This window comes from Pseudoruegeria aquimaris (assembly GCF_900172235.1).
Taxonomy (GTDB): domain Bacteria; phylum Pseudomonadota; class Alphaproteobacteria; order Rhodobacterales; family Rhodobacteraceae; genus Pseudoruegeria; species Pseudoruegeria aquimaris.
On sequence record NZ_FWFQ01000001.1, the window covers coordinates 105,171 to 128,114 of the forward strand.

24 protein-coding genes are annotated in these 22,944 nt (G+C 67.5%); 14 read left to right on the forward strand and 10 right to left on the reverse strand.

Features of this window, described 5'->3' with window-relative positions:
- Position 1: 1 nt before the first annotated feature.
- Both pdxA and rsmA read left to right on the forward strand, forming a co-directional pair.
- Positions 2–991 carry a 4-hydroxythreonine-4-phosphate dehydrogenase PdxA gene (pdxA, locus tag PSA7680_RS00525; protein WP_370738515.1) on the forward strand — a complete coding sequence of 330 codons (990 nt, stop codon included), beginning with the start codon at positions 2–4 and terminating at the stop codon, positions 989–991.
- The gene (rsmA, locus tag PSA7680_RS00530; protein ID WP_085866710.1) at positions 978–1,820 is read left to right on the forward strand and encodes a 16S rRNA (adenine(1518)-N(6)/adenine(1519)-N(6))-dimethyltransferase RsmA; all 843 of its coding nucleotides are present in this window, start codon (positions 978–980) and stop codon (positions 1,818–1,820) included. Before pdxA ends, rsmA begins: the two co-directional genes overlap by 14 nt.
- 160 nt (positions 1,821–1,980) lie before the next feature.
- Here the strand turns inward: rsmA and PSA7680_RS00535 are convergent, their stop codons facing one another.
- From PSA7680_RS00535 to prfA, 3 genes are all read right to left on the reverse strand, one after another.
- Positions 1,981–2,586 (reverse strand): DUF4167 domain-containing protein, encoded by a 606-nt coding sequence (locus PSA7680_RS00535; protein WP_085866711.1) that lies wholly within the window; start codon positions 2,584–2,586, stop codon positions 1,981–1,983.
- Between the two features lie 249 nt (positions 2,587–2,835).
- Positions 2,836–3,672, reverse strand: coding sequence for a peptide chain release factor N(5)-glutamine methyltransferase (prmC, locus tag PSA7680_RS00540; RefSeq protein WP_085866712.1), 837 nt, complete (start codon positions 3,670–3,672; stop codon positions 2,836–2,838).
- Entirely contained in the window at positions 3,669–4,724 is a 1,056-nt protein-coding gene (gene prfA, locus PSA7680_RS00545; protein WP_085866713.1) for a peptide chain release factor 1, read from the reverse strand. Before prfA ends, prmC begins: the two co-directional genes overlap by 4 nt.
- Positions 4,725–4,785: 61 nt before the next feature.
- On the opposite strand from prfA, the gene PSA7680_RS00550 reads away from it, so the two are divergent.
- Positions 4,786–5,091 carry a hypothetical protein gene (locus PSA7680_RS00550; RefSeq protein WP_085866714.1) on the forward strand — a complete coding sequence of 102 codons (306 nt, stop codon included), beginning with the start codon at positions 4,786–4,788 and terminating at the stop codon, positions 5,089–5,091.
- On the opposite strand, the gene PSA7680_RS00555 is transcribed toward PSA7680_RS00550, so the two are convergent.
- The 4 genes from PSA7680_RS00555 to PSA7680_RS00570 are packed head-to-tail and all read right to left on the reverse strand — an operon-like array spanning position 5,017 to position 7,397.
- On the reverse strand, positions 5,017–5,469 hold the full coding sequence (locus PSA7680_RS00555) for a DUF1499 domain-containing protein (protein ID WP_085866862.1): 453 nt from the start codon (positions 5,467–5,469) through the stop codon (positions 5,017–5,019). The genes PSA7680_RS00550 and PSA7680_RS00555 overlap by 75 nt on opposite strands.
- Complete coding sequence (gene speB / locus PSA7680_RS00560; protein ID WP_085866715.1) at positions 5,466–6,446, reverse strand: agmatinase; 981 nt, start codon at positions 6,444–6,446, stop codon at positions 5,466–5,468. Before speB ends, PSA7680_RS00555 begins: the two co-directional genes overlap by 4 nt.
- Positions 6,447–6,492: 46 nt before the next feature.
- Complete coding sequence (locus tag PSA7680_RS00565) at positions 6,493–6,912, reverse strand: cell division protein ZapA (RefSeq protein WP_085866863.1); 420 nt, start codon at positions 6,910–6,912, stop codon at positions 6,493–6,495.
- Entirely contained in the window at positions 6,912–7,397 is a 486-nt protein-coding gene (locus PSA7680_RS00570) for a hypothetical protein (RefSeq protein ID WP_085866716.1), read from the reverse strand. The genes PSA7680_RS00565 and PSA7680_RS00570 overlap by 1 nt, the downstream gene beginning before the upstream one ends.
- 268 nt (positions 7,398–7,665) lie before the next feature.
- Here PSA7680_RS00570 and tkt point away from each other — a divergent pair, with 268 nt between their 5' ends.
- The 5 genes from tkt (at position 7,666) to PSA7680_RS18645 (ending at position 12,831) form a co-directional block, all read left to right on the forward strand.
- Positions 7,666–9,681, forward strand: coding sequence for a transketolase (tkt, locus tag PSA7680_RS00575; protein WP_085866864.1), 2,016 nt, complete (start codon positions 7,666–7,668; stop codon positions 9,679–9,681).
- A 471-nt stretch (positions 9,682–10,152) separates the two neighbouring features.
- Positions 10,153–11,157 carry a type I glyceraldehyde-3-phosphate dehydrogenase gene (gene gap, locus PSA7680_RS00580; RefSeq protein ID WP_085866717.1) on the forward strand — a complete coding sequence of 335 codons (1,005 nt, stop codon included), beginning with the start codon at positions 10,153–10,155 and terminating at the stop codon, positions 11,155–11,157.
- A gap of 36 nt (positions 11,158–11,193) precedes the next feature.
- Positions 11,194–11,337 carry a hypothetical protein gene (locus PSA7680_RS18640; protein ID WP_176244051.1) on the forward strand — a complete coding sequence of 48 codons (144 nt, stop codon included), beginning with the start codon at positions 11,194–11,196 and terminating at the stop codon, positions 11,335–11,337.
- Between the two features lie 109 nt (positions 11,338–11,446).
- Entirely contained in the window at positions 11,447–12,448 is a 1,002-nt protein-coding gene (gene gap, locus PSA7680_RS00585; RefSeq protein ID WP_085866718.1) for a type I glyceraldehyde-3-phosphate dehydrogenase, read from the forward strand.
- Between the two features lie 224 nt (positions 12,449–12,672).
- Positions 12,673–12,831 (forward strand): DUF1127 domain-containing protein, encoded by a 159-nt coding sequence (locus PSA7680_RS18645; RefSeq protein WP_176244052.1) that lies wholly within the window; start codon positions 12,673–12,675, stop codon positions 12,829–12,831.
- A 221-nt stretch (positions 12,832–13,052) separates the two neighbouring features.
- Here PSA7680_RS18645 and coaD read toward each other — a convergent pair whose 3' ends face one another.
- The 3 genes from coaD to PSA7680_RS00600 all read right to left on the reverse strand — a co-directional run bounded on the left by coaD (position 13,053) and on the right by PSA7680_RS00600 (position 15,048).
- Entirely contained in the window at positions 13,053–13,547 is a 495-nt protein-coding gene (gene coaD / locus PSA7680_RS00590) for a pantetheine-phosphate adenylyltransferase (RefSeq protein WP_085866719.1), read from the reverse strand.
- 109 nt (positions 13,548–13,656) lie between these two features.
- Positions 13,657–14,091, reverse strand: a complete 435-nt coding sequence (locus PSA7680_RS00595; protein ID WP_085866720.1) for a CBS domain-containing protein — start codon at positions 14,089–14,091, stop codon at positions 13,657–13,659.
- 66 nt (positions 14,092–14,157) lie between these two features.
- A complete protein-coding gene (locus PSA7680_RS00600) occupies positions 14,158–15,048 on the reverse strand; it encodes a LysR family transcriptional regulator (RefSeq protein WP_085866865.1) in 891 nt (296 codons plus the stop codon).
- 115 nt (positions 15,049–15,163) lie between these two features.
- Between PSA7680_RS00600 and PSA7680_RS00605 the strand changes: the two genes are divergently transcribed.
- The 6 genes from PSA7680_RS00605 to PSA7680_RS00630 all read left to right on the forward strand — a co-directional run bounded on the left by PSA7680_RS00605 (position 15,164) and on the right by PSA7680_RS00630 (position 22,927).
- The gene (locus PSA7680_RS00605) at positions 15,164–16,666 is read left to right on the forward strand and encodes a CoA-acylating methylmalonate-semialdehyde dehydrogenase (protein WP_085866721.1); all 1,503 of its coding nucleotides are present in this window, start codon (positions 15,164–15,166) and stop codon (positions 16,664–16,666) included.
- 203 nt (positions 16,667–16,869) lie between these two features.
- Positions 16,870–18,006: a carboxylate-amine ligase gene (locus tag PSA7680_RS00610; RefSeq protein WP_085866722.1), complete on the forward strand. Its 1,137-nt coding sequence runs from the start codon at positions 16,870–16,872 to the stop codon at positions 18,004–18,006.
- Between the two features lie 69 nt (positions 18,007–18,075).
- Positions 18,076–19,224, forward strand: a complete 1,149-nt coding sequence (locus tag PSA7680_RS00615; RefSeq protein WP_085866723.1) for an acyl-CoA dehydrogenase family protein — start codon at positions 18,076–18,078, stop codon at positions 19,222–19,224.
- Entirely contained in the window at positions 19,221–20,255 is a 1,035-nt protein-coding gene (locus tag PSA7680_RS00620; RefSeq protein ID WP_085866724.1) for an enoyl-CoA hydratase/isomerase family protein, read from the forward strand. The genes PSA7680_RS00615 and PSA7680_RS00620 overlap by 4 nt, the downstream gene beginning before the upstream one ends.
- Positions 20,252–21,124 carry a 3-hydroxyisobutyrate dehydrogenase gene (gene mmsB / locus PSA7680_RS00625; RefSeq protein WP_085866725.1) on the forward strand — a complete coding sequence of 291 codons (873 nt, stop codon included), beginning with the start codon at positions 20,252–20,254 and terminating at the stop codon, positions 21,122–21,124. Before PSA7680_RS00620 ends, mmsB begins: the two co-directional genes overlap by 4 nt.
- Positions 21,125–21,340: 216 nt before the next feature.
- Positions 21,341–22,927, forward strand: coding sequence for a choice-of-anchor L domain-containing protein (locus PSA7680_RS00630; protein ID WP_085866726.1), 1,587 nt, complete (start codon positions 21,341–21,343; stop codon positions 22,925–22,927).
- The last annotated feature ends 17 nt before the right edge of the window (positions 22,928–22,944 follow it).

Genomic DNA, 22,944 nt, shown 5'->3' on the forward strand with positions numbered 1-22,944 from the left:
CCTGCCGCCGATCGCCCTGACCTGCGGCGATCCCGCGGGCATCGGCCCCGAGATCGCTGCCGCCGCCTGGAAGGCGCTCGGGCCGGCGTGCCCGTTCTTCCTGATCGGCGATCCGCGTCATCTGCCGGCGGGAACACCGGTGGCGCGGATCGATGCCCCCGCGCAGGCCGCGCGCGCCTGCGCCACCGCCCTGCCCGTGCTGCCGCTCGCCTTTCCCGGTGACAGCCGCCCCGGCGCCCCGGACCCGGCGGATGCCGCCGGCGTGATCGCCGCCATCGAGCGCGGCGTGGAGCTGGTGCAGCAGGGCGCGGCGGCGGCGCTCTGCACCAACCCGATCCACAAGAAGGCGCTGAAGGACGGCGCGGGCTTCGCCTTTCCCGGCCACACCGAATTCCTCGCCCACCTGGCCGGCGTTCCGCGCGTGGTGATGATGCTCGCGAGCCCGGCGCTGCGCGTTGTCCCGGTGACGATCCACATCGCGCTGAAGGACGTGCCCGCAGCGCTCACGCCGGAGCTTCTGGAAGAAACCCTGCGCATCACCCATGCCGCCCTGCGCCGCGATTTCGGCCTGCCCGCCCCGCGCCTGCGGCTGGCCGGGCTCAACCCGCACGCCGGCGAAGGCGGGGCGATGGGCCGGGAGGAGATCGAGGTGATCGCCCCCGTCGCCGCGCGGCTTCGCGCCGAAGGCATGGACGTGCAGGGCCCGGTTTCGGCCGACACCATGTTCCATCCCGCCGCCCGCGCCGGCTACGACGCGGCGATCTGCATGTATCACGATCAGGCGCTGATCCCGATCAAGACGCTGGATTTCGACCGCGGCGTCAACGTCACCCTCGGCCTGCCCTTCATCCGCACCTCGCCCGACCACGGAACCGCCTTCGACATCGCCGGAACCGGGCGCGCCAACCCGTCGAGCCTGATCGAAGCCCTGAGCCTTGCGCAGCGCCTTGCGCAGGCCCGCGCGAAAGGAGCCCCCCATGGCCCAGCTTGATGCCCTCCCCCCGCTGCGCAAGGTGATCGACACCCACGGGCTGCGGGCCAAGAAATCGCTTGGCCAGAACTTCCTTCTGGATCTCAACCTCACCGCCAAGATCGCGCGGCAGGCCGGCGATCTGCACGCCTGCGACGTGCTGGAGATCGGCCCCGGCCCCGGCGGGCTGACGCGCGGCCTGCTGGCGGAAGGCGCGCGAAAGGTGCTGGCCATCGAGAAGGACAGCCGCTGTCTGCCCGCGCTGCAGGAGATCGCCGCCGCCTATCCTGGCCGGCTGGAAGTGATCAACGGCGATGCGCTGGAGGTGGATCCGCTCAGCCATCTCACCCCGCCGATCCGCGTGGCGGCGAACCTGCCCTACAACGTGGGCACCGAGCTTCTGGTGCGCTGGCTCACGCCGAAGGACTGGCCGCCGTTCTGGGAAAGCCTGACGCTGATGTTCCAGAAGGAGGTGGCGCAGCGGATCGTGGCCGAGCCCGGCTCCAAGGCCTACGGGCGGCTGGCGATCCTGGCCCAGTGGCGCAGCGAGGCGCGGATCGTGATGAGCCTGCCGCCCGAGGCCTTCACCCCGCCGCCCAAGATCCATTCCGCGGTGGTGCATCTCACCGCCCTGCCCGAGCCGCGCTTCCCGGCCGATGCGGCGACGCTCTCGCGGGTGGTGGCGGCGGCCTTCAACCAGCGCCGAAAGATGCTGCGCGCCTCGCTCAAGGGCGTGGCACCCGACATCGAGGATCGGCTGATGGCCGCCGGGCTCAAGCCCACCGACCGCGCCGAACAGGTTTCGCTCGAAGGCTTCTGCGCGCTGGCGCGGGTGGTGAAGGCGGCCTGAAGCGGCCCCAATCCCGGCCACCGCCGCGCGGCGCATCTGCGCGCCGGCACCCTGCCGGCATCATTGCCAGACCTTCGCCAGACCTTCGGACATGAAAAAGGCGGGCCAAGCCCGCCTTGTCTCACCTGTGGCGCCCCGTGGAGCCCTGTGACGCGCGGCCTTACTCCGCGGCTTCGGGCGCGTCCGGCTGGGCCGCGTCGCCACCCTTGGCGTCTTCGGCGCCCTTGGCCTCGCTGCCGCTCTCTTCGCTCTTTCGCGCGCGGCTGCGGGTCGATTTGCGCTTGGGCTTGGGCTTGCTCTCCGGCGTTTCGACGAGGCCGGTGTCCTCTTCGCCATCGGTCACGTCGATCACGTCGGGCTGCGGCGCGCTGGCGGGATCCACCTGGGGCTGCTGGTTGCCGCCCTGGTTGCGGTTGTCCTCGCGCTGTTCGTTGCGCTCCTGGCGTTCCTGGCGCTCGTTCTCGCGCTGCTGCTGGCGGGCGCGGTTCTCGGCTTCCTGCTGTTCGCGGCGGGCCTCGGCCTCACGCTGCGCTTCCCCCAGCATCCGCACGTAATGCTCGGCGTGCTGCTGGAAGTTCTCGGCCGCCACTCGGTCGTTGCTCAGTTGCGCGTCACGGGCGAGCTGATTGTACTTGTCGATGATCTGCTGCGGCGTGCCGCGGACCTTGCCTTCCGGCCCGGAGCTGTCGAACACACGGTTGACGATATTGCCGACAGACCTGCTGCGGTTGGCTTTAGACCGCGAACGTGATTTCGAAGATCTCATTGTAGTTTCTTTTCCAGCCTTAGTATGGCGTTCGCTTTTGCCTCTTCCGCGCCTCTTGCGGGGGTTATCGTAACCGGGCAGCTTGCGATTTCTGGCGAACTTACGAGGGGGATGGCTGAGGCATCCACGTCCTTGCACGCTCTGTGTAAGCACGATGAGGCGGCCAATACAAGCGCAAATCACCACATGCTGTGCTTTCAGGCGGCAATTGGGCCGCATCGGCCACGGTTTCACCCCCTTGGCGCACCTTCAGCCGCACCAGCGCCCGATGACGTTGCGATCCTTGCCGGACAGATCCGGCAGAACCGCCACACCGGCGAAGCCGGCGTCCTCCATGATCTGCGCCACGGCGGCGCCCTGCGCATGGCCGATCTCGAACAGGAGCGGAGCGCCGGGGCGCAGGAAGGCGCCGGCCTGCGCGCAGATCACGCGGTAGGCGGCCAGCCCGTCGCCGCCGGGCGTCAGGGCCATCCGGGGTTCGTGCAGGGCCACTTCAGGCGAGAGCGCGGCCATTTCATCCTCGGTGATGTAGGGCGGGTTGGACACGATCAGGTCGAACCGGCCGCTCACCTGCGCGAACCAGTCGGAGCACAGAAGCTCCGCGCGCGCCTGCACCCCCAACGCCTCGGCGTTGCGCCGGGCAACCGCCAGCGCGGCCGGCGAGGCATCCACGCCCACACCCTGCGCCTCGGGGCGCTCGGCCAGCAGGGTGAGCAGGATGCAGCCGCTGCCGGTTCCGAGATCCAGCACCCGTCCGAAGGGATGCTCCAGCGCGCGGGCCACCAGATCCTCGGTTTCGGGGCGCGGATCCAGCACGTCGGAGGTGACGAGGAACTCCCGCCCCCAGAAGCTGCGCCGCCCCACCAGCTGTGAAACCGGCCGGCGCTCAAGCCGGCCGGCGATCAGCGCCTCGAAGGCCTCGACCTGCGCTCGGGTCACCGCCTCGGGGCCGAGCAGCGTCAGGCGGCTGCGCGGCACGCCGAGCGCATGGGCCAGAAGGCTGCGGGCGTCGGTGGCGGCGTCGGGAATGCCGGCCTGCGCCAGCCGCTGCGTCGCCGCGCGCAGCGTGGCCGACACCGTGCTCACCCGTTCATCTCGGCCAGCAGGCCGGCCTGGTAGTCGGCGGTGAGCGCATCGATCACCTCGTCCAGATCGCCCTGCATCACCTGGTCCAGCTTGTAGAGCGTCAGGTTGATGCGGTGGTCCGTCATGCGCCCCTGCGGGAAGTTGTAGGTACGGATGCGCTCGGAGCGATCGCCCGAGCCGACCTGGCTCTTGCGGTTGGCGGCGCGTTCGCTGTCGATCTTCTGGCGCTCCATGTCGTAGAGGCGCGTCTTCAGCACCTGCATGGCGATCTCACGGTTGCGGTGCTGGCTCTTCTCCGAACTCGTCACCACGATGCCGGAGGGAATATGGGTGATGCGCACGGCGGAATCGGTGGTGTTGACGTGCTGACCTCCCGCGCCGGAGGAGCGCATGGTGTCGATCCGCAGATCGCCGGGATCGATCTGGATGTCCACGTCCTCGGCCTCGGGCAGCACGGCCACGGTTGCGGCGGACGTGTGGATGCGCCCGCCGCTCTCGGTGGCCGGCACCCGCTGCACGCGGTGCACGCCGCTTTCGAACTTCAGCCGCGCGAAGACGCCCTCGCCCTGCACGTGGGCAACGACCTCCTTGATGCCGCCGAGCTCGGTTTCGCTCTGCTCGATGATCTCGAAGCGCCAGCCGCGGCCTTCCGCGTAGCGCTGATACATCCGCAGCAGATCGCCGGCGAAGAGCGCCGCCTCCTCGCCGCCGGTGCCGGGGCGGATCTCGATCATCGCCGGGCGTGCGTCGGCGGCGTCCTTCGGCAGCAGCGCCAGTTGCAGCGCCGCCTCCATCTCGGGCAGCCGCGCCTTCATCGCCGCGATTTCCTCCTCGGCCAGCGCCTTCATCTCGGGATCGGAGAGCATCGCCTGCGCGTCCTCGAGATCCTGCAGAAGCTGGCGGTAGGCCGCGATCTCCTCCACCACCGGTTTCAGCTCTGAATATTCCCGCGCCAGCGCCGCGAGATCCGCGCCGCTGCCGCCTTCGGCCATCTGCGCCTCAAGAAACTGAAAGCGCTGCGTAATCTGTTCGAGTTTGTCCAAGGGAACCATGCCTTGCTTTCCCCTAATTGCCCGGATTGGTCAAGAGCGCAGGCCGTGCTATCCTCACGCCATGAAAGCCCTGACGCCCCTCTTTCTGATCCTCGCCACCGCCGCCCCCGCCCTGGCCGACGTGAAGGGCCCCGGCGGCAAGGTGATCGACTGCTACTGCACCGATTCCAAGGGCGCGCGGGTGGAACTGGGCGAGATGATCTGCCTGCAGGTGAACGGGCGGATGTTCATGGCCCAGTGCCAGATGTCGCTGAACAACCCGATGTGGCGCGAGATCAGCGAAGGCTGCCTCTCATCCGGCCTCGGGCGCGGCCTCCAGCGCAGCGAGCCAGCCGGCCACGCGCTTACCGTTGACGCCAAGATCTGAGCGCCCGAAACGCAGGCGCGCGAGGATCGCAAGGCGCGCGGTGCCGTCGGCCTGCGGCACGAGCTGCACCGTGGTGTAATCGGGAAAGCCCCACAACAGGCTGCGCGTTTCGTAGGTGATCCGCCCCTCGCCGAGGCTGCCCGCGATCCGCCGCGTGCGCGGCGTGGCCATGGCGACGGCATCGAGACGCGCCAGAAGCCTGTCGGCGCGGCCCGCGGGCGCGCGGGCGTCGTCGGAGCGGATCAATATGCCGGCCTCGCCCGGATCCCCGGCGGCATCGGGATCGACGTGCCAGGCGTCCTCCGTGGTGGGCGCGAGGCGCACGTAGAGCATGGCGACGGCCACGAGGCCGACCAGCAGAAGCAGGGCCACCTTCATGCCGCGCCCCCTGCCCGCGCCCGCCGGTTCCAGGCCCACAGGCACATGATCTCGGTCGCCACATGGGCGCCGGCGATGGCGGTGGCGCCGGTGGTATCGTAGGGCGGGTTCACCTCCACGACATCGCCGCCGACGATGTTGATGCCGGCGAGATCGCGCAGGATGATCGCCGCCTGCGCGCTGGTCAGACCGCCCCAGACGGGGGTGCCGGTGCCGGGCGCATAGGCGGGATCGAGGCAGTCGATATCGAAGGTCATGTAGCAGGCGGAGCCGCCCACGATTCCCTTGATTTTTTCAGCCACGGCCTGCGGGCCGGAGAGATGCACCTCGCGTGCGTCGATGGTGTGGATGCCCATGGTATCGGGGTTCGTGGTGCGGATGCCGACCTGCACCGAGCGGGCCGGATCGATGAGCCCGAGCTTCACCGCCTTGTAGATGAAGGTGCCGTGGTCGATGCGCTCCATGTCGTCATCCGGCCAGCTGTCGGAATGGGCATCGAACTGGATCAGCGCCAGGGGGCCGTGTTTGGCGGCGTAGGCTTTCAGGATCGGGAAGGTGATGAAGTGATCCCCGCCGAGGGTGAGCGCCTCGACGCCCTTGTCCAGGATACCTGCGATGTGGGACTGAAGTCTCCCCGGAAAATCAGGGGTTTTCGCGTAGTCGAAGGCAAGATCGCCATAATCGGCAATGTTGAATTCGCTCAGCGGGTCCACGTCCCAGCCATAGGGCGGGTCGTAGGGCTGGAGGGTGGAAGCCTCCCGCAGGGCGCGGGGGCCGAAGCGGGCGCCTGGCCGGTTGGTGACGGCCTGGTCGAAGGGCACGCCGGTGATGGCCAGATCGACGCCGGTCAGATCCTTGGTGTAGCGCCGCCGCAGGAAGCTGGTGGCCCCGCCGAAGGTGTTTTCATAGGCAAGCCCGGTGAGCTTGCTGCGGGTCAGAGCGGTATCGACTTCATTGACCGCATCTTCGAGGGCCATCTTGGGTATCCTGTATTGTGGTTTCGCGCCAAATCAGCGCCGCGCGTCAGCTTTGCGCGGTTTCGAGCCGTTCGGCAAGCCCTTCGGCGCGGGCCGCGATCTCGGCGAGGGTCTCGGTCAGCTGCGGCGGGATCACCGGCACTTCGACGGGGACCTCCACCTTCACTTCGCGCACTTCCGCCTCGGCCTCGGGCCGACGCGCTTCAAGCTCGGCGATCTTTGCCTCCTGCGCCGCGATCTTCTGCTCGGCCTCCTTCAGGCGCTCATCCAGACCGGCCGTCTTGTCGGCCAGCATCAGCCCGGCCATCAGCAGCATCCGCGCCTCGGGCAACCGCCCGATCTGCTTCACCAGCGTATCGGCCTCGGCCCCGAGCAGCGCCGCGGCGGCGCGCAGGTAGTGTTCTTCGCCTTCCTGGCAGGCGACCTGGAAATCGCGGCCGCCGATGGAAATCTTGATCTCGGGCATCATTCCCCCTCCCCGATCGCGCCTTCAAGGGCCGTCAGCACCGAATCCAGCTCGCGCTTCTCGGCGTTGCGGGCGGCGCGCAGGGCTTCGAGCTCGGCCATCATCGAGCGGTTGATGAGGAAGGGCTCGCCCACGTTCTCGGCGTTGGCGTTGCGCAGGGCTTCGAGGCTCTCGGTCAGCTGCGCGTTGGCGGCGCGCAGCTTCTGGCTCTCCCTCTCGGCCGCATCCAGCTGGGCCTTCAGCTCTTCGACGCTGCGCTGGAGCGCGGCGACGTTCTCTTCCTGCTTTTCCCGGATCGCGGCCACCCGCGCCTCGAGGCTTTGGTTCGCCGAGCGCTCGGCCTCCAGTTCGGCGCGCAGCGCTTCCAGCGCCTCGCCCTCGGCGGATCCGGCGGCCGCGGGCTGCGGAGCGCCCGCCTCGGCCACGGCCTCGATGCGATCCAGCGCCGCGCGGATGCGGGCCTCGATCTCGGTGATATCGCTCATGATGCCTGTTTCCCCTTCTCTTTGCCGCCCCTGACCGCGCTGGAAGGCGCGCGCCCGGCGAATCGGGTGTCATTGTTCAAGGTTGGAGTTTAGCGAATGAAATGGCGAATTGCGCCCCCTTGGCGGCTGCAAATCGTCCCTCTGGTTGCGCGATTTCGCGCCGTGGGAGCGCTCCTTCGCCTCATGGGGGCGTGGAAACTTGCACTAATCGGCGACCCTGCTATCAGGGGCGCAAGCAAGCGAACTCCCGAACCAGAGGATGAACCAAGTGGATATCTCTGCCCTGCGCGAAAAACACCCCGAGCACTGGAAGAAGGCCGCCGCGATCCGCGTGCTGACGCTGGATGCCGTCGCCGCCGCCAATTCCGGCCACTCCGGCATGCCGATGGGCATGGCCGACGTGGCCACCGTGCTGTTCGAGCACCACCTGAAGTTCGATCCGAAGAACCCGGACTGGATCGACCGCGACCGCTTCATCCTCTCCGCCGGCCACGGCTCGATGCTGCTCTATTCGCTGCTGCATCTCACCGGCTACGAAGACATGACGATCGATCAGCTGAAGAACTTCCGCCAGTGGGGCGCGAAAACCGCCGGCCACCCGGAATACGGCCACGCAAAAGGCATCGAGACGACGACCGGCCCGCTCGGGCAGGGCATCGCCAACGCCGTCGGCTTCGCGATCGCCGAGCAGATCCAGCGCGCGCGCTACGGCAAGAAGGTGATCGATCACTACACCTACGTGATCGCCGGCGACGGCTGCCTGATGGAGGGCGTGAGCCAGGAGGCCATCGGCCTGGCCGGCAAGCACGAGCTGAACAAGCTCATCGTGCTGTGGGACAACAACAACATCACCATCGACGGCACCGTCGACATGGCCGACAAGACGGACCAGGTGAAGCGCTTCCGCGCCTCCGGCTGGCACGTGGTGGAATGCGACGGCCATGATCCGGAAGACATCGACCGCGCCATCACCGAAGCCAAGGCCGCCCGCCGGCCCTCGCTCGTGGCCTGCAAAACGCACATCGCCCTCGGTTCCTCCGCGCAGGACACCTCCAAGGGTCACGGCGCGCTGACCGATCCGCAGCTCATCGCCGATACCCGCGCCGCCTACGGCTGGGAGCACGGGCCTTTCGAGATCCCGGCCGACGTGAAAGCCGCCTGGGAGGCCATCGGCGCCAAGGGCGCGGCCGCCCACGCCGAATGGCAGGAGCGTTTCGCCACCCTGAGCCAGGGCCGCCAGGCCGAGCTGACGCGCATCTACGCCCGCGAAGTGCCCAAGCGGCTTTCGGCGGTGGTGAAGGCGCTGAAGAAGAAGGTCTCGGAAGAGCAGCCCAAGGTCGCGACCCGCAAGGCCAGCGAAATGGCGCTCGAAGTCATCAACCCGATCATGCCCGAAACCATCGGCGGCTCCGCCGACCTGACCGGCTCCAACAACACGAAAACCGGTGATCTGGGCGTGTTCATGCCCGACAACCGCAAGGGCCGCTACATCTACTACGGCATCCGCGAGCACGGCATGGCCGCGGCGATGAACGGCATGGTTCTGCACGGCGGCGCAAGGGCTTACGGCGGCACCTTCATGTGCTTCACCGATTACGCCCGCCCCTCCATGCGGCTGGCGGCGCTGATGCAGATCCCCACCGTCTTCGTGATGACCCACGATTCCATCGGCCTGGGCGAAGACGGCCCCACCCACCAGCCGGTGGAGCATCTGGCCATCAGCCGCGCCACGCCCAACACCTGGGTGTTCCGCCCCGCCGACGCGGTGGAAACCGCCGAAGCCTGGGAACTGGCGCTCTCGTCGCAGTCCACGCCTTCGGTGCTGGCGCTGTCCCGCCAGGGCCTGCCGACGGTGCGCACAGAGCACAAGAACGTCAACCTGACGGCCCGCGGCGCCTACGTGCTCTCGCCCTCCGAAGGCAAGGCGCAGGTTGTGCTGATCGCCACCGGTTCCGAGGTCGCCGTGGCGCTCAAGGCACAGGCCGCACTCCAGACCGAAGGCATCGGCACGCGCGTGGTCTCCATGCCCTGCATGGAGCTCTTCGCCGCGCAGGACGAGACCTACCGGCGCAAGGTTCTGGGCGCGGGCACCGTGCGCATCGGCATCGAAGCGGGCGTGCGCCAGGGCTGGGATCAGTGGCTGCTGGGCGAGCGCGCCCGGCCCGCGAAATCGGCCTTCATCGGGATGGAGGGCTTCGGCGCTTCCGCTCCGGCGGGCGAGTTGTTCGAGAAGTTCGGCATCACCGCCGAGGCCGTTGCCGCGAAGGCCAAGGAACTGCTGTAAGGCAGCCCTCGAAAACGATTGGAAAGAGCGCCCCCGCGGCGCTCTTTTTTTGCGCCCTGCGTCTGTGTTGCGTCGGGTGTCTTCTTGCGCCCGGAACAAGCCGAAGGCGCCGGGCGCGCGCCGGCCCGTCCCGGCGGGCTGGCGCGCAGGGGGCCACATGCGCGGCGGAGATCTTGCACGGATTTGGATTGGATAAAGCGCAGACCTCCGGCGGGGTTTGCGCCACCCCACGGGCCGCCGCGCGCCCGGCGCGCTCCGCAAAGTGATTCTGCACCTGCGAAGTGACGCGCGGAAATGGTGGCGCTAACCGGGTGGAATCGTTTGCGCTAACGCCGCCCAAATTGCCTCAGTTTGCGCTAACATATTGGAAAAATACGCCTTTCCGGTTGGCCCAACGCCCCCGTTCCCCCTATAGAATGCGCAACTTCCGCCATGGCCCGGCGGCAGCATCGAGAGTAGGAGAGCGCACCCATGACGATCACCGTTGGCATCAACGGCTTCGGCCGGATCGGCCGCTGCACCCTGGCACATATCGCCGAAAGCGCGCGCAACGACGTGCAGGTGGTGAAGATCAACGCCACCGGACCGATCGAAACCAATGCCCACCTGCTGCGCTATGACTCCGTGCATGGCCGCTTCCCCGGCGAGGTGAAGGTGGACGGCAACACGATGGATCTGGGCCGCGGGCCGATGGAGGTCTTCTCCACCTACGAGCCGCGCGAGCTGGACTGGTCGGGCGTGGATGTGGTGCTGGAGTGCACCGGCAAGTTCAACGACGGCCCCAAGGGCGCGGTGCACCTGGAACGCGGCGCGAAGAAGGTGCTCTTCTCCGCCCCCGCCACCAACGTGGACCGCACCATCGTCTACGGCGTGAACCACCGCGCCCTGCAGGCCGACGACCGCCTCGTGTCCAACGGCTCCTGCACCACCAACTGCCTCGCCCCTCTGGCCAAGGTGCTGAACGACGCCATCGGCATCGAGCGCGGCATCATGACCACGATCCACAGCTACACCGGAGATCAGCCCACGCTGGACCGCCGCCACAAGGATCTCTACCGCGCCCGCGCCGCCGCCATGGCGATGATCCCGACCTCCACCGGCGCCGCCAAGGCCCTGAAGGAGGTGCTGCCCGAACTGGAAGGCCGGCTTGACGGCACCGCCCTGCGCGTGCCCACGCCCAATGTCTCGGCCGTGGATCTGACCTTCGAAGCCGGCAAGGACGTGACGGTCGAGGACGTGAACGAAATCGTGCGCGAGGCCGCCATGGGCCACATGGGCTCGGTGCTCGCCTACGATCCGGAGCCCAAGGTCTCCATCGATTTCAACCACACCACCCATTCCTCCATCTTCGCCCCCGACCAGACCAAGGTTATCGGTGGCCGGACCGTGCGCGTTCTGGCATGGTACGACAACGAATGGGGGTTCTCCTGCCGGATGGCCGACGTGGCCGCGGCGATGGGGCGTCTCCTGCACTAGAAGGGAGATTCGGGGCCGCAGCGCCCCGTGCCACACATGACGAACGGACTTGCAATCGTGCTCGGCGGCCTGATCCTGGCGATCTTTGCCGCCGATTTGCTGTTTTTCCACTGGGGCCTTCCCGTCTTCCTCGGCAGGAAGCTTTCCGAATTTTCGGAATTCCTCGCTTTCTGGCGATAGCGACCAAATGAACGGTTGACCTTCTTTCGCAAATGAACATGTTAGCGATAACAGATTTCCGGGGGCTTGGCCCGGCCCCATCACTGTTGCCGATAGGAGTTTTCGCGACATGGCTGTGAAAGTAGCAATCAACGGTTTTGGACGGATCGGGCGCAACGTGCTGCGCGCGATCGAGGAGGCTGGCCGCACCGACATCGAGGTGGTGGCGATCAACGATCTGGGCCCGGTGGAAACCAACGCCCACCTGCTGCGCTACGACAGCGTGCACGGCCGCTTCCCCAAGGAAGTGAAGACAACCGAAACCACCATCGACGTGGGCCGCGGCCCGATCGAGGTCACCGCGATCCGCAACCCCGCCGAGTTGCCCTGGGGCGACGTGGACATCGTTCTGGAATGCACCGGGATCTTCACCGCCCGCGAGAAGGCCGCGCTGCACCTGGAATACGGCGCCAAGCGCGTGCTGGTCTCCGCCCCGGCCGCCGGCGCCGACAAGACGATCGTCTACGGCGTCAACCACGACACGCTGACCGCCGATGACGTGATCGTCTCCAACGCCTCCTGCACCACCAACTGCCTGTCGCCGGTGGCCAAGGTGCTGAACGAAACCGTGGGCATCAAGCGCGGCTTCATGACCACGATCCACAGCTACACCGGCGATCAGCCGACGCTGGACACGATGCACAAGGATCTCTACCGTGCCCGCGCCGCGGCGATGAACATGATCCCGACCTCCACCGGTGCCGCCAAGGCCGTGGGCCTCGTGCTGCCCGAGCTGAACGGCAAACTCGACGGCGTGGCCATCCGCGTGCCGACGCCGAACGTCTCGGTGGTGGACCTGACCTTCGAAGCCGGCCGCGAGACCTCCGCCGAGGAGATCAACGCCGCGATCCATGCCGCCGCCGCCGGCCCGCTGAAGGGCATCCTCGGCGTGACCGACAGCAAGCTCGTGAGCATGGACTTCAACCACGATGCCCATTCCTCGATCTTCTCCACCGACCAGACCAAGGTCATGGACGGCAACCTCTGCCGCATCCTCTCCTGGTATGACAACGAGTGGGGCTTCTCCAACCGCATGGCCGACACGGCCGTGGAAATGGCGAAATACCTGTAAGAACCTTCCAACTTTCTTCCAGGCTTCTCCGCCCGCGCTTCCCCAGAGCGCGGGCGGTTTTCGTTTGAGCGCCCTGCGCGCACCGTTTTTCTTTGTGCGCCCTTCCTGCGCGGGCCCATGCAGCCGCCGCATGGCGGAAATGCCGCTGCGGGCCTAGCTCAAAGCGCTTTGGGTTCCCATTTCCCTGTCATGACAGAACAGAGATGACCCGAAAGGAAGCGAAGATGACCCTGTTCCACTCCCTCCGCGACGCCGTTTCCAAACGCATCGCCTTCCGCCGCACCGTCCGCGCCATCCGCAACATGCCGAAAGAGATCGCCGACGATCTGGGCATCTTCCGCGGCGACGCCGACCGGATCGCCGCCAAGGCCGTCTACGGCTGAGGGCGCACACCCCGATACCGGGCGGAGCGCCCGCCCGACGAAATGCGAAAGCCGCCCAACGGGCGGCTTGCCTGATTCAGGACGCGTGTTCAGGACGCGTGTTCAGGGCGCGTGGCACGCGGGTGTGTTGCGGAAGATCGGCCGATACCGATGCGCGGGAGCGTTGCCCACGCAACGCCTCCGGCGCGCCTCCCCCGTCATTCCATCGGTCAGAAGAAGGATCAGCGGCCGAGGCGCTCGTAGAGCGCATCGCGCACCGCGGGCGGCACGAACTTGCTGATGTCGCCGCCGAGACGGGCGATCTCCTTCACCAGCTTGGAAGCGATCGCCTGGTGCCGGGCCTCGGCCATCAGGAACACGGTTTCCACCGAGGCGTCCATCGCCCGATTCATGCCGACCATCTGGTATTCGTATTCGAAATCGGCCACCGCGCGCAGGCCGCGCAGGATGATCTGGGCGCCCACGTCGCGCGCGCAGTCGATGAGCAGGTTCTCGAAGGGATGGGCCACGATCTCGGTGCCCGTTTCCTCGGAGAGCGCGGCGCATTCGGCCTCGATCATCGCCACGCGCTCTTCGAGGGAAAAGAGCGGCCCCTTGTCCCGGTTGATGGCAACGCCGATGACGAGCTTGTCCACCAGCGTGGTGCTGCGGCGGATGATGTCGATATGGCCCAGCGTGATCGGGTCGAAGGTTCCGGGGTAGAGCCCTACGCGCATGTGACGCCTCCTGTTGCTTGCGCGCACGCAACATTATTGCGCAGCGCTTTGCAAGCGGCTTTTCCCGAGCGGAAGAAAGTGACGCAACGCCGTGGCGCGATGCCCCCGGTCAATGCCCCATGATCATGCCTTCGAGGGCGTCCTTCTCCATCGCCAGCTGCGACAGCCGCGCCTTCACCACGTCGCCCAGCGAGATCAGCCCCACCATGCGCCCCTCCTCCATCACCGGCATGTGGCGGAAGCGGCCTTCCGTCATCTTCTCCAGCACGCTCTCGGCCGTCTCGGACGGATCGCAGGTGACGAGCTTGCGCGTCATCACGTCGTCCACGGAATCGCTCATGCAGCCCACCCCGCGCTTGCCCAGTTCGCGCACGATGTCGCGTTCGGAGACGATGCCCTCCGCGCTCTGCCCGTCGGAACTGATCACCACCGTGCCTATCCGCCGGCTCGACAGCAGCGCGGCCACCTCGGAGAGGCTGGAGCCGGGCGGCATGGTCACGACACCGGCATCGCCCTTGAGGGTGAGGATCTGTTGAACGAGCATGGGTGGGCCTCCCTTTTACAACCTTCTGAAAATACACCTTCAGCGTGGGGGCAGAGTGGATTTTAGTCAAGTCAGCGCCTCAAGCCGCGCAACTTCCTTGCGCAGGCCCGCGGTGAGCGCCTCCGCGAAGCGGTTGAGCCGCGGCACGCGGCGGTCCGCGGCGTGGCGGATCAGGTAGAAGCTGCGCACGAGGGAGGCCTCCTCCACCAGCACCTTGCGCAGCTCGGGCGCGCTCGGCAGCGCGAAATCATGGGCCACGGTGAGCCCCGCGCCCTGCCGGGCCCAGTTCAGCTGCACCGCGACGGAGTTGGAGGAGAAATCCACGTGGCTCACGCCGACTTCAGCGAGGTAGTCCAGTTCCTTGTCGAAGATCATGTCGGGGATGTAGCCGATGATCTTGTGCTGCCCGAGATCGGCCAGGCTTTTCGGGGTGCCGGCGCGGGCGAGATAGCGCACCGAGGCGGCGAGATGCAGGCGGTAGTCGGTGATCTTCTGCACCATCAGGCGGCCCGAGGCGGGCGGGGAGACGCCGATCGCCATGTCGGCCTCACGGCGCGAAAGGTTGAAGACCCGCGGCAGCGCCACGATCTGCACCTCCAGCCCCGGGTTGGCCTCGCAGATCTGGGCGCAGACCTGCGGCAGCAGGTAGTTGGCCGCCCCGTCCGGCGCGCCGATACGCACGGTGCCGGTGAGCCGCCCCGCCTGCCCGCGCATCTGCTCGATGCCGCCGATGATGCTCTGTTCGGCCTCGGCGGCGCGCGCGCGCAGGGCGTGGCCTTCATCGGTAAGGCTGTAGCCCTGCGGGCTCTTGGCAAAGAGCACCGCGCCGGCGCTTTCCTCCAGCCGTGCGATCCGGCGCCCAACCGTGGCCGGATCCAGCTTCAGCGCCTTGCCCGCGCCCGAAAGGCTTTCGTGCCGGGCCACGGCCAGAAAGATGCGAAGATCGTCCCACTGGATGTCCATGCGCGCCCCGTCCTTGCAATTTTGCAAAATGCTTTTGGGAAACTGCCTCTTTTCCGGTGATTTATGCAAGCCTATTGTGCCGCCAAATCGCACTCAACGGGAGGCTGTCATGACCGTCGAACTCACCCATTTCATCAATGGCCAGCATGTGAAGGGCACCTCCGGGCGCTTCGCGGATGTCTTCAACCCCGCCACGGGCGAGGTTCAGGCCAGGGTGCCGCTCGCCAGCAAGGCCGAGCTGGACGCCGCCATCGAAGCCGCCGCCGCCGCCCAGCCGGCCTGGGGCGCAACCAACCCGCAGAAACGCGCGCGGGTGATGATGAAGGTGGTGCAACTGCTGAACCGCGACATGGACAAGCTGGCCGAGGCGCTTTCGCGCGAGCACGGCAAGACGCTCCCCGACGCGAAAGGCGACATCCAGCGCGGGCTGGAGGTGATCGAGTTCTGCATCGGCGCCCCGCACCTGCTGAAGGGCGAATACACCGACAGCGCCGGCCCGGGCATCGACATGTATTCCATGCGCCAGCCGCTGGGCGTGGTGGCGGGCATCACCCCGTTCAACTTCCCGGCCATGATCCCGCTGTGGAAGATCGGCCCGGCGCTGTCCTGCGGCAACGCGATGATCCTGAAGCCGAGCGAGCGCGATCCTTCCGTGCCGCTGATGATCGCCGAGATCTTCAAGGAGGCCGGCCTGCCCGATGGCATCCTTCAGGTGGTCAACGGCGACAAGGAGGCCGTGGACGGCATCCTCGACAACGAGATCGTGCAGGCGGTGGGCTTTGTCGGCTCCACCCCGATCGCCGAATACATCTACAGCCGCGGCTGCGCGAACGGCAAACGGGTGCAGTGTTTCGGCGGCGCGAAGAACCACATGATCATCATGCCCGACGCCGATCTGGACCAGGCCGCCGATGCGCTGGTGGGCGCGGGCTACGGCGCCGCCGGCGAGCGCTGCATGGCGATCTCCGTCGCGGTGCCGGTGGGCGAAGCCACGGCGGATGCGCTGATCGAGAAGCTGGTGCCGCGCATCGAGAAGCTGAAAGTCGGCCCCTACACCGCCGGCAACGATGTGGACTACGGCCCCGTCGTCACCGCCGCCGCCAAGCAGAACATCCTCGGCCTCGTGCAGTCTGGCATCGACCAAGGCGCGGAACTCGTGGTGGATGGCCGCGATTTCAGCCTGCAGGGCTACGAGGAGGGCTTCTTCGTGGGCCCGCACCTCTTCGACCGCGTGACCCCGGACATGGACATCTACAAGAAGGAAATCTTCGGCCCGGTGCTCTCCACCGTGCGCGCGGGCTCCTACGAGGAGGCCATCGGCCTTGCGATGGACCATGAATACGGCAACGGCACCGCGATCTTCACCCGCGACGGCGATACGGCGCGCGATTTCGCCAACCGCATCAACATCGGCATGGTCGGCATCAACGTGCCGATCCCGGTGCCGCTGGCCTATCACACCTTCGGCGGATGGAAGAAATCCGGCTTCGGCGATCTGAACCAGCACGGCCCCGATGCCTTCAAGTTCTACACCCGCACCAAGACGGTGACGGCGCGCTGGCCGTCGGGCATCAAGGAAGGCGGCGAGTTCAACTTCAAGGCGATGGACTGACGTCCTGACCGGAACGCCCGGCGGCACGCCGGGCAGCCCCCGCCCGCCCCACAGGCGGGGGCTTTCGCCCCCACCTCGGGCTGGGGCCGCCCTTTGCATTTTCGTGGGACAGAATGGCGTGCGCCGAGTCGGAGGAGGCCAAGGCGCTTGCAAGGTGGCGCAATTCACGCCCAGCATGGAAGCGCAAGCCCAGGGAGGAGACCATGACGCAGACACCCCCATCCTTCACCATCGGCATCGAGGAGGAATACCTTCTCGTCGACCGCGAGAGCCTGAGCCTCGCGGAGGCTCCCGAGGCGATGATGGCGGAATGCGTGTCGGCGCTGGACGGGCAGGTCAGCCCGGAATACCTGCAATGCCAGATCGAGATCGGCACCAAGGTCTGCCACGACATCACCCAGGCGCGCGCGGATCTGAAGCGCCTGCGCGGCACCGTCGCGCGCATCGCCGCGCGCCACGGGCTCGCCCCCATCGCGGCCTCCTGCCACCCCTTCGCCGACTGGAAGCAGCAGCACCACACCGACAAGGCGCGCTACAACGATCTGGAGCGCGATCTGGCCGGCGTCGTGCGGCGGATGCTGATCTGCGGGATGCACGTGCATGTCTGCGTGGAGAACCCGGACCTGCGCATCGACCTGATGAACCAGCTCACCTATTTCCTGCCGCACCTGCTGGCGCTCTCGGCCTCCTCCCCCTACTGGAACGGCCAGGATACCGGGCTCGCCTCCTACCGGCTCACGGTGTTCGACAACCTGCCCCGCACCGGCCTGCCCCAGCGGCTGGGAAGCTTCGCTGAATACGAGCGCTCCGTGCAGGCGCTGGTGGATCTGGGCCTGATCGAGGACGCCAGCAAGATCTGGTGGGATCTGCGCCCGTCGAGCCACTTCCCGACGCTGGAATCCCGGATCTGCGATGTCTCCCCCCGGCTGGAAGACGCGCTCTCGCTGGCGGCGGCCACCCAATGCCTGACCCGGATGCTCTACCGCCTCTCGCGCGACAACCAGCGCTGGCGCATCTACGAAAACTTCCTCGTCGGCGAAAACCGCTGGCGCGCGCAGCGCTACGGCGCCGCCGGCGCGGGGCTGATCGATTTCGGCAAGCGCGAGATCACCTCGATGGCCGATCTCGTGGAGGAGTTGATCGATCTCACCGCCCCGGACGCCGCGGCCCTGGGCTGCACCGCCGAGGTGGAGGGGCTGCGCCGCATCATCGTGGACGGCACCAGCGCCCAACGCCAGCGCGCCGCCTATGCCCGCAGCAGGGACGCGGGCCAAAGCCATGAGGACGCACTGAAAACCATCGTGGAACACCTGATCGAGGAATTCCACGCCGATCTATGAAACACCGCGCCCGCGCCCCCGACGGCCCATCGGGCGCGCAGGCACGGAAGGCTCACGGAGGAAAGAGACTTGGATTTTGCACTGAGCGAAGAGCAGCAGCTCATTTTCGACATGGCGCGCGATTTCGGCGCCGCGGAGATCGCCCCCCACGCCCGCGCCTGGGAGGCCGAAGGCACGATCCCGAAAACGCTCTGGCCGCAACTGGCCGAGCTTGGCTTCGGCGGGCTCTACGTGCGCGAGGAAAGCGGCGGCGCCGGGCTCTCGCGGCTCGATGCGACGCTCGTCTTCGAAGCGCTCTCCATGGCCTGCCCCTCGGTGGCGGCCTTCCTTTCGATCCACAACATGTGCGCCGCGATGATCGACAAGTTCGGCAGCGCCGAGATGCGCGCCCGCGTGCTGCCGCGCGCCATCGCGATGGAGACGATCCTCTCCTACTGCCTGACCGAGCCCGGCTCGGGCTCGGACGCCGCCGCGCTCAAGACCCGCGCGGTCAAGACGAACGAAGGCTATCGGCTCACCGGCACCAAGGCCTTCATCTCCGGCGGCGGCTACTCGGACGCCTACATCGTGATGTCGCGCACCGGCGAGGACGGGCCGAAAGGCATCTCCGCGATCCTCGTGGAAAACGGCACGCCCGGCCTGTCCTTCGGTGGGCTCGAAGAGAAGATGGGCTGGAAGAGCCAACCCACGCGGCAGGTTCAGCTGGACGACTGCGCGGTGCCGGCGGAAAACCTGCTCGGCGAAGACGGGCGCGGGTTTGCCTACGCCATGGCGGGGCTCGACGGCGGACGGCTCAACATCGCCGCCTGCGCCCTTGGCGCCGCGCAGTCGGCGCTCGATGCCACGCTCGTCTACATGGGCGAGCGCAAGGCCTTCGGCAAGCCGATCGACCAGTTCCAGGCGCTGCAGTTCCGCCTCGCCGACATGGAGATCAAGCTGCAGTCGGCGCGCATCTTCCTGCGGCAGGCGGCCTGGAAGCTCGACACCGGCGCCCCCGACGCCACGCGGCACTGCGCCATGGCCAAGGCCTACGTGACGGAAGCCGCGAGCGCGGTGGCCAACGACTGCCTGCAGATGCACGGCGGCTACGGCTACCTGGCCGACTACGGCATCGAGAAGATCGTGCGCGATCTGCGGGTGCACCAGATCCTGGAAGGCACCAACGAGATCATGCGCCTGATCGTTTCCCGCGGCCTGCTCGCGGAGCGCGGCGCATGAGCGAGATCACCTGCCGCAAACAGGGGCGTATCGGGCGCATCACGCTGACCCGGCCCAAGGCCCTCAACGCGCTCACCCACGGCATGGTGCAGGCCATCGATGCCGCCCTGCTGGAATGGCGCGAGGATCCAGACGTCGCGATGCTGGTGATCGACGCCGAAGGCGAAAAGGCCTTCTGCGCCGGCGGCGACATCGCCCAGCTCTACGCCGAAAGCCGCGCCGGGAACCTGGCGTTCGGCCGCGCCTTCTGGCGCGAGGAATACCGCATGAACGCGCGGCTCTTCGAATTCCCCAAGCCCGTGGCCACCTTCCTGCAGGGCTTCACCATGGGCGGCGGCGTGGGCGTGGGCTGCCACGGCTCGCACCGGGTGGTGGGCGACAGCTCCCGCATCGCCATGCCCGAGGCCGGCATCGGCCTCGTGCCCGACGTGGGCGGCAGCCTCCTGCTTTCCCAGGCGCCGGGGCGGCTGGGCGAATACCTCGGCACCACCGCCGGGCGCATGGGGCCGGGCGATGCGCTGCACGCGGGCTTCGCCGACTACTACATCCCGGAGAGCCGCTGGCCCGAGCTGATCGCCGCGCTGGCGGACACCGGCGAGCACGGCCTGATCGACGAAGCCGCCCTGCCCGCCCCCGAGAGCCCGCTGGCCGCCCAGCAGGCGGAGATCGACGCCCATTTCGGCGGCGAAACCTTCGGCGACATCCTGCGCGCGCTTCAGGCCGCCGGCGGCCCCTTCGCCGAGGCCGCGCTCAAGGCGCTCGCCCGCAACTCGCCGCTTTCGATGGCCTGCGCCGTGGAGATGGTGCACCGGCTTCGGGGCAGCAACGACATCCGCAAGGCGCTGGAACTGGAATACCGCTTCACCCACCGGGCGGTGGAACACAGCGATTTCCTGGAAGGCATCCGCGCCGCCATCATCGACAAGGACCGCACCCCCCGCTGGCGCCATGCCGGCACGGGCGCGGAAGTGACGCAAATGCTCCTGCCCCTCGGGGCGGAAAAACTGACATTCGAGGAGGAGACGCAATGAAGATCGGCTTTATCGGGCTGGGCAACATGGGCGCGCCGATGGCGGCCAATCTCGTGGCCGCCGGCCACGAGGTGACAGGGTTCGATCTCGCCGCCCCCATGCCGGAGGGCGTGGCCGCCGCGGGCTCGGCCGCGCAGGCCGCCACCGGGGCTGAGGTCGTCATCACCATGCTGCCCAACGGCGCGATCCTGCGCAGCGTGGCGGCCGAGATCCTGCCGGCGATGTCGAAGGGCGCGGTGTTCCTCGATTGCTCCACCGTGGATGTCGAAAGCGCCCGCGCCGTGGCCGAAGAGGCCGAGGCCGCAGGGGTGCTGGCGGCGGACGGGCCGGTATCGGGCGGGATCGGCGGCGCCGCCGCGGGCACGCTGACCTTCATGGTCGGCGGCTCCGAGGCGGCCTTCGCCCGGATCTCCCCGCTGCTGGAGATCATGGGGCAGAAGGCGGTGCATTGCGGGGCCTCCGGTGCCGGCCAGGCCGCCAAGATCTGCAACAACATGATCCTCGGCATCACCATGATCGGCACCTGCGAGGCTTTCGCGCTGGCCGACAAGCTGGGGCTCGACCGCCAGAAAATGTTCGACGTGGTGTCCACCTCCTCGGGCTACAGCTGGAGCATGAACGCCTACTGCCCCGCCCCCGGCGTCGGCCCGCAGAGCCCGGCCGACAACGGCTACAAGCCCGGCTTCGCCGCCGAGCTGATGCTCAAGGATCTGCTGCTGTCGCAACAGGCCGCCGAAGCCGCCGATGCCGATACGCCCATGGGCGTGGCCGCCGCGGCTCTCTACAAGACCTTCGTGGAGGAAGAAGGCGGCAAGGGGCTGGATTTCTCCGCCATGCTGCCGCGCTTCGAGAAACGCTCCCGCGGCTGACCCCGCCCCCGCGATTTCGCAGGCGCCGCCGGCAAAGGCTTGCGGCGCCTGCCTTTTTTCGGCCCCACGGGGCGCGAAGTTTGCACATTTCCTTCCAACTGACGCCGCCGTTTCACGGTTAACAGTTTCTTGCGCGTGGACAACGGCAAGAGCCGGCCCGCGATTCGGACTTGAGTGGCGCAGGCGTTGGAGCCCGCGCCCGTTGGGGAAAAGCGGATGCCGACGGCACAGGAACTGGCGATCAACACCGACGCGACCGCGCTGGACATGGCGAATGCCATCTTCGGCGACGGCGTGGCCGTCTGGAACGCCAGCTACTCCGGCGATCAGCTTTCGTCCGGCATCTACAGCGGCGCCGACACCACCGTGCAGGGCGTGGCCCCCGCCGATACCGGCGTCATCCTCTCCACCGGCTACGTCGCGGATTTCACCAACAGCGACGGCAGCACCGACACCAACCAATCTTCCGGCACCACGACGAACACCTCCGGCATCAACGACGACGGCGATTTCAACGCCCTCGCCGGCACGGCCACGCGCGATGCCTCCTTCCTCGAAATCACCTTCGTGCCGCAGGGCGACTACATCACCATCGATTTCGTGATCTCCTCGGAGGAATACCCGGAATACGTCAACAGCCAGTTCAACGACGTGGTCGGCGTCTGGGTGAACGATCAGCTCGCCACGGTGACGGTGGGCGACGGCTCGGCCTCCGTGGGCAACATCAACGGCGGCGCGACGCAGAACCTCTACGTCGACAACACCGGGGATCAATACAACACCGAGATGGACGGCTTCACCGTCACCCTCACCTTCGTGGCGCCGGTGAACAGGGGCGATTTCAACACGCTCAAGATCGGCGTCGCGGACGTGGCGGATGCGCGCTACGACACCAACCTGCTGATCGCCGGCGGCTCGGTGCAATCGGCCATCGTCGCGCAGGACGACAGCGTGACGATCCCCGGCGGCCGCTCCGCCACGCTCGACGTGCTGGCCAATGACACGACGTCCGCCGGCGGCGTGCTCACCGTTACCCACATCAACGAAACGCCCGTCGTCGCGGGCCAGAGGGTGCAGCTGGCGACGGGCCAGTTCATCACCCTCAACGAGGACGGCAGCTTCTTCATCGAACGCGATGCGGACACGGAAACCGTCTACTTCAACTACACCGTCCAAGACGTTGACGGTAATAGCGATACCGCGCTCGTGGAGATCGTGCAGGAAGCGCCCTGCTTCGCCGCCGGCACGGCGCTTCTCACAGCGGACGGCCCGCGCCCGATCGAGGAGATCGCCGCCGGGATGAAGGTCTGGACGCGGGATTCCGGATTTCAGACGGTGCGCTGGATCGGCAACCGCGCGGTGGACGGAGCGGGCAAGGATGCGCCGATCCTGATCCGCGCCGGCAGCTACGGCGCCGAAACTGACGTGCGCGTGTCACCGCAGCACCGGGTTCTGGTCGGCGGGGTCTGGGCCGAACTGCTGTTCGGCGAGGCCGAGGTGCTCGTCCGGGCGAAGGATCTCGTCAACGGGCGCAGCGTGGTGGTGGATCGCCGCGCGGCGCCGATCACCTATTACCATCTGCTGTTCGACCGCCACGAGATCGTCGCGGCCAGCGGGCTGCTCAGCGAAAGCTACCACCCGGGGCCGCGGACGATGAAGGGCTTCGATCCGGAAACACAAAGCGAAATCATGCGCTTGTTTCCCGAACTTGAGATCGGCACCGGCCGGGGATACGGCCCCGCCGCGCGCAGATCCCTGCGCAGCTACGAGGCCGCAACGCTGCTGCACGAGATGGCCCGCTGACCGGCGGCGCGCCGGAT